A 12,664-nucleotide genomic window follows, 5' to 3' on the forward strand; every position below is an offset into this window, starting at 1 on the left:
CTGTTTGAATCGAAACTTTGCCCTACTCTATCGACCAAAATCGTTAGATGATTTTATTGGTCAAGAGCATCTGCTTGGAAAGTCTGCTCCACTGCGTGCTCTTATGGAACAAGAGTCTTTGCAACATAGCTTTTTTTATGGGCCACCAGGTGTAGGAAAAACTACCCTAGCCCGTATAATTGCCAATAAGCTTGATAGACCCTTTTATGAGTTAAATGCTACAACACTTAAAATTGATGAACTGAGATCTATCTTCAAGCAATATAGTCAAGCACTTCAAAAGCCACTTATTTTTATAGATGAAGTACACAGGTTGACTAAAACGCAGCAAGAGGTTCTTTTACCTTTTATGGAGCGTTATGATGCACTTATTATTGGAGCATCGACTGAGAACCCCTACTTCTCACTAACTGCAGCTATGCGTTCACGATCTCTGCTTTTTGAGTTTAAACCTTTTACAACAGATCATTTAAAAATAATGCTAGAGAAAGTAACTTCAAATGAAGCGTTAACATTAAGTGAGGATGCAAAGCAGTATCTTCTTGATTCAAGCGGTGGAGATATGCGTGCAATGTTAAATTTGCTTGATGCCGCAAGCTCTATAAATTCAACTATTGAAGTCGAAACTCTTAAACAACTGCGTCCTGTCTCTTTTCATGATAGCTCCAACAGTAGCGATACCCACTACAACCTAATTAGCGCTATGATTAAAAGTATGCGCGGAAGCGACATAGATGCAGCACTATATTATATGGCAAGACTCATAGTCGGAGGTGAGCCGCCTGAGTTTATTGCACGCCGTATGGTGATATTTGCCAGTGAAGATATTGGAAATGCCAATCCAAATGCCTTAGGTATAGCTGTTGATACAATGACAGCTGTAAGTCGCATTGGTTACCCTGAAGCCCGTATTATTTTATCTCAATGCCTTGTTTATCTTACATCCTCTCCTAAATCCAATGCTGCTTATACAGCTATTAATAAAGCTATAAAATGTGTTGAACAAGGGGAGTTGTTACCAGTGCCTGAACACCTGCAAAGCCCTTTGCATAAAGGGTATCTATATCCGCACGATTTTGGCGGATGGGTAAAACAGGAATACCTGACAAAACCTTTGAATTTCTACAAATCCAAAGGTATGGCTTTTGAAAAACGGCTGGATGAGTGGATCGAAAAGATTACTAGAAGAGAACGCTCCTAATAGAACTGATGAATCATAGTTATAACCTACAAAGTAGTCTTACTATATTTTATATTCTGATAAACAATAATTTGTTCTAAAATGGAATATTAAAAAGTTTTGAAAATATGAGTTTTCAATGATATTTTGACCAGATTATTTAAAGTTTAGTGCAATTTTTAGCATTTTAAGGGGTTTTTGTAGAGTTTTCTTAAGCCTGTTACATCGTAGCATTTAGCCGTTTAAGGAAAGTTTGCTTAGTTGGTAAATATTCCATTCCGTAACAATAAATATTTCTTTTTTAGAAAATTAGAATTTAAAACATTATAACCCTAGATGAACTTTTATCTTCATCTCCAATTCTTTCATTTCATCAGAGGTTAAAACAGTAAGTATTTTAGAGAAATCTATTCTGCTTATATCAAGTGTACATAACTCATTTACACATATTTCACTATCTTTTTCTAAATGCTCTCTTTTTTTTATTAAAACTCTTATGGTCCCACCTGCTATATTTGTAGTAAGTGGCAATAGTGTAACACCTTTAAACTCTACCTTATCAATATTTCTATTTGTCTATTTGCAACATCATTTTGAATGATGACTGCCGGTCTAATTTTTCCAAACTCACTATTGTACTTTTTTCCGAAATTTACCAGATAAATTTCACCTCGTTTCACTTAACAATATCCTCACAAAAACTCTCTTCAATTTCTAAGAACTCATCTTGAGAACTTTTGGATAATGCTTTTTTATTTTGATAAAGATATAGCTCATCTTCTATTTTTTCTTTTACAATCTCATAGAATTCATAAGGCAATACTACACTTTTTGTAATATGCTTTTTTGAATCTTCAATGAAGATGATATCTTTTGGTTTAGTTATGTATGATGGCTTTTTTATAAAGTCACTTGAATTTATTACTATCATAACTATCTCCTTTGTTTAAATACTTTTATATCATACTATTTTTATTCACTATTTTAGAAAATATAAAAAAAGAATGTACAATGTTGATTAATAGTAATGTTTACAAAATATAGCACTAAGGGGAAATCTTTTGAGAAACGTTTAGATGAGTAGATCAAAAAAGATTACTCAAAAAAACGTACATAAATAAGATTAGCAAGGTCCTGCTAAAACTAGACCAATTTCAGCTGCTAGCTTTGCTCTATATTTACAGTAATCAAAGTTATCTATTTGTGCTACTCCATCTTCTACTGCTGCTTTTGCTACAGCTGCTGATTCCCATAGTAAAACACGTTTGTCAAATGGTTTTGGTATTAGATAATCAGGTCCAAAAACTAGTTCTTCGCCATTATATGCATCTTTAACATATTGCGGTACAGGCTCTTTTGTTAAGTCTGCCAATGCTTTTGCAGCTGCCATCTTCATTTTCTCTGTTATGGCTGTTGCTCTTACATCTAATGCTCCACGAAAGATAAAAGGAAACCCTAAAACATTGTTTACTTGGTTAGGATAATCACTGCGACCAGTTCCCATCATTACATCATCTCTTACTTTTGCAACCTCTTCAGGCAAAATCTCAGGAACCGGGTTGGCTAATGCAAATATAATAGGGTCTGGAGCCATTGAAGCAACCATATCTTTGGTAACAATTCCAGCACGAGAGAGCCCAAGAAGCATATCAGCTCCATTCATTGCGTCTTCAAGAGTCCTGTCATCTGTTTGTAGTGCAAATTGTGCTTTATAAGGGTTTAAATCATTTCGTCCGGTATGAATAACTCCCTTAGAATCAAGCATTACAATATGTTTTGCGCCAAGCAGCCTGTACATTTTTGCACAAGCTATTCCAGCAGCTCCAGCACCAATAACAACTATTTTCATTTTAGAGATATCTTTGCCAGTCAACTCCAATGCATTCATTAGACCGGCTGTTGTAATGATGGCAGTACCGTGTTGATCATCATGCATAACAGGGATATTTGTTATCTGTTTTAACTTCTCTTCTATCTCAAAGCACTCAGGAGCTTTGATATCTTCAAGGTTAATACCGCCAAAAGTAGGTTCAAGCGCTTTGCATATCTCTATCAGTTTTTTGGGGTCTTTTTCATCTATCTCAATATCAAAAGCATCTACATTTGCAAACTTTTTAAAGAGTACAGACTTTCCTTCCATAACAGGTTTGCTGGCAGCTGCCCCTATATCGCCCAAACCTAAAACAGCTGTACCATTTGTTATAACAGCAACAAGATTTGCTTTGTTTGTATAAGAGTAGGCTAAGGAGGAATCCTTCTCTATCTCTAAACAAGGATCTGCCACACCTGGTGTATATGCCATAGAGAGATCCCGTGCAGTATCGCACGGTTTTGTTATGGCAATACCTATTTTACCGCCCTTATGGTAGTTTAGTACCTCTTCTTTAGTTATGTTATTAGGCACTGGTTTCCTTCATATAATTTAATAAATTTTTTATTCTTCCTGCTGTTTCATATCTGCCTATGATACTCATAATATCACTCAAATCAGGACCTCCAAGGCGACCAATTAGAGCTACTCTAAGAGGCATACCAATTTTTCCAAATCCAATCTCTTGCTCTTTTACAAAATTTTCTAAAACTTTATGGTAATCAGTTGGTAGATGAAGAGTCTCTGCATTTTCAAGCTTTTTTACAAAGCTATCAAGAATCTGAACAGCATCACCTTTCATAGCCTTTTTGATTGCTTTACTATCGTAGCTTTCAGGAGCTTCAAGCACCTCTTTAATCTGCTCTGCCATCTCTTTTAAAGTTTTGCATCTCTCTTTAAATATATCGAGCAAAATCTCTCGTTTGTCATGACTTAAAAGGTATAATCCAAAATCCTCCAGTAACTTTGCCAGTCTGTCGTTTGAACTATTTTTAATATAGTGAGAGTTCAGCCAAAGAAGTTTGTCAGGGTTATATTGTGAAGCAGAAGCATTTATGTCACATGGATCAAAATGTTCAAGCATCTCTTCCATACTGAAAATCTCTTGATCTCCGTGGCTCCATCCAAGTCTGACGAGGAAGTTTAAAAGTGCTTCAGGCAGATACCCCATACGCTTATAATCCATAACATCTGCCGCTCCGTCACGTTTGGAAAGCTTCTTACCGCCCTCACCTAGTATCATCGGTACATGATAAAAACGCGGCAACTTAAAGCCAAGAGCTTCATATACAATTATTTGTTTAGGAGTATTGTAGAGATGATCATCTCCTCTTATGACATCTGTCATGCCCATAAGCGCATCATCTATTGCAACAACAAAGTTGTATGTTGGAGTACCATCACTTCTGGCAATAATAAAGTCATCTACTTCATCTGCTTTTATGGTAATGGTTCCTTTTATACCATCTTCAAAGACAATCTCTCCATCTAAAGGTGCTTTGATTCTAACAACAGGATCAACTCCAGCAGGCGGTGTTCCTTTGAAATCTCTGTAACGACCATCGTATCTTGGGCGCTCTTTACGTGCCATCTGCTCCTCTCTCAAAGCATCAAGCTCCTCTTTTGTCATGTAGCAGTAGTAAGCTTTATCCTCATCCAACAATTGTTGAATATACTGTTTATACAGCTCAAAACGATCAGACTGATAAACAGCATCTCCGTCATAATTCATTCCAACCCAGTCAAATGCCTCCAATATGGCTTTTGTAGCTTCAGCAGAGTTTCTGCTTTGGTCTGTATCTTCTATTCTAAGTTTGAACTTTCCACCATTTCTGCGTGCCCACAAGTAGTTATATAGTGCAGTTCTTAGTCCACCAATATGTAAAAATCCCGTCGGTGACGGAGCAAAACGTGTTACAACCATATTAATCTCTCCATCTAAAAAAATTATTTCCATTATAGTTTTTTTTAGATAAAAAGCTGATACAATATCTTTCATATATTCAAGAAAGGTTCATATCATTATGAAAAAAACTTTGAAACTCTTTTCGATTTCGCTTCTTTTTGGATTTACAACCTCTTTTGGGGGGCTTGTTGATGCTGTTAGTATTGTAGTTGATGGTGAACCAATTACACTTTATGAAGTTTATAAAACAGGACAAGAGACAGGATTGCCAAAAGAGAAAGCTGTAGAGTACTTAATTAAAGAGCGTCTTAAAGATAAAGAGCTTAAACGCCTAGCAATTGTGATTGATGATTTTGATGTAAATCAGGAAATTGAGCGTATTGCACAGCAAAATGGAATAGACTCTCTGAAGCTTAGAACAATCCTTGTAAACAAAGGCGTAGACTGGGATAAATACAAACAAAGCATTAAAGAGAAACTTCAGCAACAACGTCTCTATCAAAAGATTTTAAGTACAAAAATACAACAACCTAGTGAAGAGACTCTTAAAGAGTATTATCAGCTCCATAAAGATGAGTTTTCCATACCTGAAGCAATAAATGTTATACAATATTCAGCACCAAGCAGACAAGCTTTACAGCAGGTTATGCAAAACCCTATGGCGTCTGTTCCTGGAGTTACACAGCAAGCACAAACGATTCCATCTGAAAAACTAAATCAACAACTTCTATTTATGCTGACAAAGACTCCAAAAGGAGAATTTACACAAATCATTCCAGCAGGTGGTCAGTTTGTTACTTTTTTTATTCAAGACTTTGTAAACAAAAAGCCTATTCCTTTTGAGAAGGTTAAAGAACGTGTTTATGCAAAGTGGATGGAAGAGAAACGAAAAGAGGCTATAGAGAGCCACTTTGAGAAGATGCGTGCTGCTGCAAATATAAAAGTACTTAGAATGCCTTAAGAAAAGATAGCAGGAAATAGTAAATGATAAAGTTAACACGTTTTATTGCCCCACTGCTTGTAGCTGTTCCTCTTTTTGCTTATATAAATGTAACACCTATTGAAGTTGGAGAAGAGCCAGGTACTACTGGTTCACTGGCTTTCTCTTTATCTACTAAACGTGGCAATGTGGAAACTAATGAGTATACAGTAGATGCAGATATACGATATGATAGTAATAGCACATATGCTCTATGGTTTTTTGGTGGATATAATTATGCAAAGGCACATGATACTGAGATAGAAAATAGTTCATTTGCACATATGCGTTATTTGCATGTGTTAACACCTGAGCTTTATGGCGAAGCATTTATCCAGACAGAGCAGGATAAGTTTAAAGACCTTTCAAATCGTTCACTCATAGGAGCAGATGCACGTTACCGCTTCTTTTCAAGCTCAAAATATGGAAAAGGTTACATAAGCTTAGGTACTTTACTTGAAACTATTCGATATAAAAATCCGCAAATTGATCCTAATGAAGATAATATTCGCTTAAGTACTTATCTTTTTTATACTAAAAAGTTTGAGTCTAAAGCTACTTTTAATGCATTTGCTTACTATCAGCCATGTATTAATGAATTTTCTGACTATACTATTATATCTATGGCAGAAGTACAATTTCCAATATATAAAAACTTTCATCTTGTAGTCAGCATTAAAGCCAACTATGACTCAAGACCACCAAAATTCTCAGATATTAAAAATTATGATGTAACGCAAAAAACAGCTCTTATGTGGAAATTTTAGGACTATTTTAAAAGCCCGGATGATTTCCGGGCTTTTTTATTAAAGGTGAGATTCTAAATATTTTGTATCGAAACGATTCTCTATAAAATCAGGGTTTCTCATCATACGGCGATGAAAATCGATTACAGTTTTTACACCGCCTATCTCAAATTCATCCATTGCACGACGCATCTTTTTAATGGCACGATCACGATCTTCACCCCAAACAATTACTTTGCCTATCATAGAGTCATAGTGCTGAGGAATGATATAACCTGCATGTGCATGGCTGTCTATGCGAACATCTTTTCCTCCTGGAGCGATCCATTTATTGATCTTTCCAGGACATGGCATAAAGTTTACAGGATCTTCTGCTGTAATCCTACACTCAATAGCATGCCCTTTTAAGCAAACAGCACTTTGATCAAAAAGTTTTTCACCCTCAGCAATGCGGATCATCCATTCAATAATATCGATACCGCTTACCATTTCACTGACACAGTGTTCTACCTGCAAGCGTGTATTCATCTCCATAAAGTAGAAGTTTTTATGCTTGTCAACCAAAAACTCAAATGTTCCTGCACTCTCATAACCTATGTGCTTGGTTGCTTTTACTGCTGCTTCGTGTAGTCTGGCACGTGTTTCGTCATCTAAAAATAGAGCTGGTGACTCTTCAATGAGTTTTTGGTGACGACGCTGCATAGAGCAATCCCGTTCACCTATATGTACTGCATTTCCGTGACTGTCAGCAAGTACTTGTACCTCTATGTGGCGCGGATTTTCAATAAATTTTTCCATATAGATAGTTCCATCGCCAAATGCAGTAATAGCTTCACTCTCAGCTGCTAAAAAAGCATTTTCGATGTAGCTTTCATCTTCAACAACACGCATACCACGTCCACCGCCACCTGCTGCTGCTTTAAGAATGACAGGAAATCCCATCTCTTTTGCAAGTTTCTTTGCTTCATCAACAGATTTAACAGCACCGTCACTTCCTGGAATAACAGGTACGCCAGCCTCTTTCATAACCTGTTTTGCTTTTGATTTATCGCTCATAAGAGCCATAACTTCAACGCTTGGACCAATAAATTTTATATTATGATATTGGCAGATTTCTACAAAACTCTGATTTTCACTTAAAAAACCGTAACCGGGAAAGATCGCATCACATTCACTAACTTCAGCTGCAGCTATGATGGCTGGAATGTTCAAATAACTATCACTACTTTTTGGTCCACCTATACAGATAGTTGCATCTGCAAGATGAAGATATGATGCATCTTTATCGGCAGTAGAGTAGACTGCAACTGCCTCTTTACCCATCTCTTTAATTGTACGGATAGCCCGTAGTGCAATCTCACCTCTGTTGGCGATTAGAATACGTTTGATTTCAGCCATAGGCTCAAACCTTCTCTACTAAAAAGAGTGGCATATCATACTCAACTGGCTGACCATCTTCAACAAGAATATCAAGAATTTTGCAATCAAACTCAGCTTCAAGCTCATTCATAATCTTCATTGCTTCTAAAATACAGAGAGTCTGCCCTTTTCTAACAGTATCTCCCACATTTACAAATGGAGGTGAGTCTGGAGATGGTGCACGATAAAATGTTCCAACCATAGGTGAAGTTATTTTGTCAGCATTGTCTGCAACTTTCTTTTCAGCCTCTGCTACAGGTGCTTCAACAGGAGCTGAAGCTTGAACTTGCTGAACAGGAGCAGCCTGCACAGGTGCTGTTGCAACTGCTACACCACCCTTTTCGAGAGTCAATCCAAAGTCGCCATTTTCAACTTTCAATTTACTCAAATCACTACTATTAAATACTTTTATAAGCTCTTTTATCTCTTTCAAATTCATTAACATTCTCCAAAAATTAAAGTAAGGTGTACTATAATATCACAATTTAATTTAGAGGATAATTGATGGGTCTTAAAAGCGATAGCTGGATACGAGAAATTGCGCTTAAAGAGAAGATGATCGAACCATTTTGTGAAGATCAGGTAGGTAAAGGTGTAGTTAGTTACGGACTCAGCAGTTACGGTTATGATATTCGTGTAAGTGATGAGTTTAAAATCTTTACCAATGTTAATGCTGAAGTGGTTGATCCAAAACACTTTGATGAGCGTAATGTTGTTGATTTTAAAGGTGATGTCTGCATAGTACCACCAAACTCTTTTGCTTTAGCAAGGACTGTTGAATACTTTAGAATTCCAAGAAATGTATTGGCAATCTGTCTGGGCAAAAGCACATATGCACGCTGTGGAATCATTGTCAATGTTACTCCATTTGAGCCAGAATTTGAAGGCCACATCACGATAGAGATATCAAACACCACCCCTCTTCCGGCAAAAATATATGCTAATGAAGGTATAGCACAAGTTCTCTTCTTTGAAGGTGATGAGATGTGTGAAGTAAGCTATAAAGACAAATCAGGAAAATATCAAGCACAAACAGGCATTACACTGCCTCGTATTTTGGATGGGGAGTGAAACAGAACCTCATCCTAATTTTCATCATATTATTTGCTACTGTCGCATTCCTCATCAACCGATCACGCTTGCATACTACACAAAGCAACCTTAATCATATTGACCATAAAAAAGAGAAACATTTACACCAAAATAGTAAAGAAAAGATTGAAGATATACATTCAGTAAAGTATCTAGAATCCTATATAGAGGATGTCATAAATAACGGCTCATCTCAAAAACTTGGATTTGCATATGGAGATATGCAAGCAGGTTTTGCCGACAAAGATGCTGCCAAAAAGATAGCAGCTTATGTCGTAACACTCTCTGGCAAACAACCAACACATCCAGAATGGGTTAAAGAGGGACACACATTCTACATAAGCAACTGCGGAGGGTGCCACGGCGAAGATGGCAAAGGTATTCACGGCACATTTCCTGATCTTACAAGAGAAACTCTTCTTGGCATAGAACGCCGCTGAAAAACTAATGCTTTTCAATCCACCGGCAAAGAAACCAAACCGCATAAAGGTGGTGTTTAAAACGTCCCTTTTTTGATTTTTCTATCATAAATTTTAGAGCTTCACTGTCAAAAAGCTTCAGTTTTGCATTAATTTGTTTTAGCTTATCCAACTCTCCAGCAGCAGTTAGCCACTCTATAAAAGGATAGGAAAATCCTTTTTTCTTTCGCTCTATTATCTCTATAGGTAAGTATCGTTTTGCTACCTTTTTTAAAAGCCATTTTGGTTTTTCACCAATTCGCCATTTAGGATCGCAAGAAAAGAGTTTTTGAACAAGCACTCTGTCCATAAAAGGACTTCTTGCCTCTATACCATGTGCCATACTAACTCTATCTAGCTTTTTTAAAAAAACCTCTCCAAGTTGAACTTTAATATCTATATAGCTATACCACCAGGGACCAGTCACCTCTTTGGATCGTTTAGCATAATGCTCTATCCACAAAAGAGACTGATCATCTTTTACATTTTGCTTTAAAAGCCTGTTTTGCTGTAAATCTGTAAATAGTTCTGCTGAAGATCTAAAAAGAATTGAGTCATCAAAAATGCGTTTATACCACTCCCACTCTCTGTTTGGGCTGTAATTGCTTCTAAAGTAGTTACGCAGCCAGTTTTTATATTTTAAATCTCTTGCCTTTTCAATGTCGATCATCTCATAATATGGACGATATCCAAAAAAGAGTTCATCTGCTCCATCACCGCTAAGAATTACTTTAACACCCTGCTCTTTTATCTTTTTGGTTAAAAACCAAAGAGGTATAGCCGCTGGGTCGCCAAATGGTTCATCCATATGCGAAATTAACTCTTCGCTAGATTCCAAAAAGTCATCCATTCCCATCTCAAATGAGTGATGATCACTTCCAATATGATTTGCAACTATTTCAGCAAACTTGCGTTCATCATACTTTTCAAAACCTTTATACCCTACTGTAAATGTCGGAAGAGGATCTTTTGAAAGCTTACAAGCCAATGCCGCAACAAGTGAACTGTCAACACCTCCGCTTAAAAGTGCACCGATGGTTACATCACTTACCAGCCTGTATCTGATACTCTCTATTAAGAGTTTTTCAAGCTGATCAATATCTAATTTATCACTTCCATATGTAAAGATATCTTCCTCATCAACACTAACATAAATCTCTTTGCCATCATACTTAAGATAGCTACCTGGTTCTAATTGATGAATCTCTTTAAAAAATGTATTTGGACTGATTGTGGATTGATATGAAAGATAGGAAGTTATGCTATCTCTAGACCATTTAATTTGAGGGTACATTGCAAGGATAGCCTTTATTTCAGAAGCAAATATAAAGCTATCTTCCATTTTTGCATAATAGAGTGGTTTTTTGCCAAAAGGATCACGAAATAGATGCACTAAACCATCCTCTATGATTGCTATGGCATACATTCCACGAAGATGTTTTGGCATCTTTTCACCCCACTGCTTAAATGCAGCTACTGCAACTTCTGTATCGCTTTGGGTTTTAAAAGCTGTGTCAAGCTTGCTCTTTAGTTCACGGTAATTATAGATTTCACCATTCATCAAGATGGTTGTATTATCGATTTGCATAGGCTGATTGGCTTCAGGCAAAGGATCTATAATGCTTAAACGATAATGACCTAAAAAAAGATTATCTTTGGCTACCACTCCACAACTGTCTGGTCCACGATGAGAAAGAGTTTCGTAAGCTTTTTTTGCTTTGGTTTTGTCATACTTGCCTATGATTCCAAATATTCCACACACATAAATTCCTTCTAAAAGTCTCCAACAAGTGCTAATATATTTTTTTGAACCTTTTGTACTACACTGTTTGGTAATTTACATATAAAAGTTACATCTCTTGCCATAAAATCAAGGTTTTTTACTTGATCAGACAAAATAACCCCTTCTATAGGTAATTTTTTGGGCAAGCTTACTTCAAAAGGGTAACCTTTTACTTTAGAAGTTATCGGCACACAGATACATAAAGAAGTCTTTTCATTATAGATTTTTGGAGATATTACTAAAGCTGGTCTCTTACCTTTTTGTTCGTGTCCTGCTTGTGGTGTAAAATTTAACCAAACAATATCTCCTCTATCAGGAATATAACTACCACTCTTCATTGCCTACCTTGCCTGTATCTATCTCTTTATGTAAGTTATCAGAGTTAATTTGAGATACAAGTTTCTCTAATAAAGTATTACTTTTAGGCTCAAGTACAATCTTGCCACTCTCAACTTTAAGTTCTAGGGTAGAATTATCATCTATACAAAGAGTTTTAGCTACATCTTTAGGTATGCGTAGTGCAAGAGAGTTTCCCCACTTTTTCAATGCTACTGTCATATACCACCCTTTTTTAAATGTATATACAAAATAATACTAGCAATTTTTAGCATTGTCAAACTCTTCTTATAACAACTGTAAAATCGCCGTCTAAATAGCCCTCTATGATCTTCACATCTCCCAACTTACGACAAGATTTACTAATTTCATCAGGCATCCAGTAGTTATATGTTTTACTTCTATCTTTACCCTTTAAAAGATTAAATACAATTCCTTTATTTGCTACATCAAAACATCTTTTAATTGCTAAAAGTGTCTCAAAACGTGTTAAAAGATTTAACGAACCGCTTGCTACATACCAGTCAGCTTCTGGCAATGGACTCTTTAAAAGATCACACTTTAAAATGGTTTGCCCTGTTCTATTCTTAGCCTCTTCTACCATCACATCCAAAGCATCTATTCCAATATATTTTTTTGGCAAAAGATTATGCTCTTTCATATAAAGGTAAAGATCTCCAAAACCACATCCTGCATCTACTAGTGTAATCTCTTTAATACTCTTTATTGGCTTTAAAAGTGCATTGAATCTCTTCTTTTGACGAACTTCATCAATCCAAGCTACTCCTTTAGCAGTTTTTCCATATCTTTTTATGGCATTTTCATAGAAACGTATTTGATCTATTCGAGCCATTAATAATTTTCCTTTTAGGTACGATATTTGCTTGTATCTCTT

Annotated in this window: 16 protein-coding genes; 5 read left to right on the forward strand and 11 right to left on the reverse strand. The window is 36.2% G+C overall.

Going from position 1 to position 12,664, the window contains the following annotated elements:
- Nucleotides 1-4: 4 nt before the first annotated feature.
- Nucleotides 5-1,201, forward strand: a complete 1,197-nt coding sequence (locus BM227_RS01670; protein WP_092910475.1) for a replication-associated recombination protein A — start codon at nt 5-7, stop codon at nt 1,199-1,201.
- Nucleotides 1,202-1,504: 303 nt separating this feature from the next.
- Here BM227_RS01670 and BM227_RS13115 read toward each other — a convergent pair whose 3' ends face one another.
- The 5 genes from BM227_RS13115 to gltX all read right to left on the reverse strand — a co-directional run bounded on the left by BM227_RS13115 (nt 1,505) and on the right by gltX (nt 4,974).
- Nucleotides 1,505-1,711, reverse strand: a complete 207-nt coding sequence (locus BM227_RS13115; protein ID WP_143089674.1) for a hypothetical protein — start codon at nt 1,709-1,711, stop codon at nt 1,505-1,507.
- Between the two features lie 20 nt (nt 1,712-1,731).
- A complete protein-coding gene (locus BM227_RS13120) occupies nt 1,732-1,860 on the reverse strand; it encodes a type II toxin-antitoxin system PemK/MazF family toxin (RefSeq protein ID WP_143089675.1) in 129 nt (42 codons plus the stop codon).
- Nucleotides 1,857-2,111: a hypothetical protein gene (locus BM227_RS01680; RefSeq protein WP_092910477.1), complete on the reverse strand. Its 255-nt coding sequence runs from the start codon at nt 2,109-2,111 to the stop codon at nt 1,857-1,859. The genes BM227_RS13120 and BM227_RS01680 overlap by 4 nt, the downstream gene beginning before the upstream one ends.
- Nucleotides 2,112-2,303: 192 nt before the next feature.
- Nucleotides 2,304-3,584, reverse strand: coding sequence for a malic enzyme-like NAD(P)-binding protein (locus BM227_RS01685; RefSeq protein WP_092910479.1), 1,281 nt, complete (start codon nt 3,582-3,584; stop codon nt 2,304-2,306).
- Nucleotides 3,577-4,974, reverse strand: a complete 1,398-nt coding sequence (gltX, locus tag BM227_RS01690; RefSeq protein ID WP_092910648.1) for a glutamate--tRNA ligase — start codon at nt 4,972-4,974, stop codon at nt 3,577-3,579. The genes BM227_RS01685 and gltX overlap by 8 nt, the downstream gene beginning before the upstream one ends.
- A 100-nt stretch (nt 4,975-5,074) precedes the next feature.
- Here gltX and BM227_RS01695 point away from each other — a divergent pair, with 100 nt between their 5' ends.
- Both BM227_RS01695 and BM227_RS01700 read left to right on the forward strand, forming a co-directional pair.
- Complete coding sequence (locus tag BM227_RS01695) at nt 5,075-5,917, forward strand: peptidylprolyl isomerase (protein ID WP_092910483.1); 843 nt, start codon at nt 5,075-5,077, stop codon at nt 5,915-5,917.
- A gap of 23 nt (nt 5,918-5,940) precedes the next feature.
- Nucleotides 5,941-6,702 carry a DUF481 domain-containing protein gene (locus BM227_RS01700; RefSeq protein WP_092910486.1) on the forward strand — a complete coding sequence of 254 codons (762 nt, stop codon included), beginning with the start codon at nt 5,941-5,943 and terminating at the stop codon, nt 6,700-6,702.
- 39 nt (nt 6,703-6,741) lie between these two features.
- Here BM227_RS01700 and BM227_RS01705 read toward each other — a convergent pair whose 3' ends face one another.
- Nucleotides 6,742-8,079, reverse strand: a complete 1,338-nt coding sequence (locus BM227_RS01705) for an acetyl-CoA carboxylase biotin carboxylase subunit (RefSeq protein WP_092910489.1) — start codon at nt 8,077-8,079, stop codon at nt 6,742-6,744.
- A gap of 4 nt (nt 8,080-8,083) precedes the next feature.
- A complete protein-coding gene (gene accB / locus BM227_RS01710) occupies nt 8,084-8,539 on the reverse strand; it encodes an acetyl-CoA carboxylase biotin carboxyl carrier protein (RefSeq protein WP_092910492.1) in 456 nt (151 codons plus the stop codon).
- Nucleotides 8,540-8,604: 65 nt separating this feature from the next.
- On the opposite strand from accB, the gene dcd reads away from it, so the two are divergent.
- Both dcd and BM227_RS01720 read left to right on the forward strand, forming a co-directional pair.
- A complete protein-coding gene (gene dcd, locus BM227_RS01715; RefSeq protein ID WP_092910495.1) occupies nt 8,605-9,171 on the forward strand; it encodes a dCTP deaminase in 567 nt (188 codons plus the stop codon).
- Nucleotides 9,168-9,632, forward strand: a complete 465-nt coding sequence (locus BM227_RS01720) for a c-type cytochrome (protein ID WP_092910499.1) — start codon at nt 9,168-9,170, stop codon at nt 9,630-9,632. The genes dcd and BM227_RS01720 overlap by 4 nt, the downstream gene beginning before the upstream one ends.
- Nucleotides 9,633-9,636: 4 nt before the next feature.
- Here the strand turns inward: BM227_RS01720 and asnB are convergent, their stop codons facing one another.
- From asnB to BM227_RS01740, 4 genes are read right to left on the reverse strand one after another with little or no spacing between them, the layout of a single operon-like run.
- On the reverse strand, nt 9,637-11,412 hold the full coding sequence (gene asnB, locus BM227_RS01725) for an asparagine synthase (glutamine-hydrolyzing) (protein ID WP_177201943.1): 1,776 nt from the start codon (nt 11,410-11,412) through the stop codon (nt 9,637-9,639).
- An 11-nt stretch (nt 11,413-11,423) separates the two neighbouring features.
- The gene (gene mazF / locus BM227_RS01730; protein ID WP_092910506.1) at nt 11,424-11,771 is read right to left on the reverse strand and encodes an endoribonuclease MazF; all 348 of its coding nucleotides are present in this window, start codon (nt 11,769-11,771) and stop codon (nt 11,424-11,426) included.
- Nucleotides 11,758-11,991, reverse strand: coding sequence for an AbrB/MazE/SpoVT family DNA-binding domain-containing protein (locus BM227_RS01735; protein ID WP_092910509.1), 234 nt, complete (start codon nt 11,989-11,991; stop codon nt 11,758-11,760). The genes mazF and BM227_RS01735 overlap by 14 nt, the downstream gene beginning before the upstream one ends.
- A gap of 55 nt (nt 11,992-12,046) precedes the next feature.
- Nucleotides 12,047-12,622: a class I SAM-dependent methyltransferase gene (locus tag BM227_RS01740; RefSeq protein WP_092910511.1), complete on the reverse strand. Its 576-nt coding sequence runs from the start codon at nt 12,620-12,622 to the stop codon at nt 12,047-12,049.
- Between the last annotated feature and the right edge of the window lie 42 nt (nt 12,623-12,664).

This window comes from Hydrogenimonas thermophila (genome assembly GCF_900115615.1).
In the GTDB taxonomy this organism is placed as follows: domain Bacteria; phylum Campylobacterota; class Campylobacteria; order Campylobacterales; family Hydrogenimonadaceae; genus Hydrogenimonas; species Hydrogenimonas thermophila.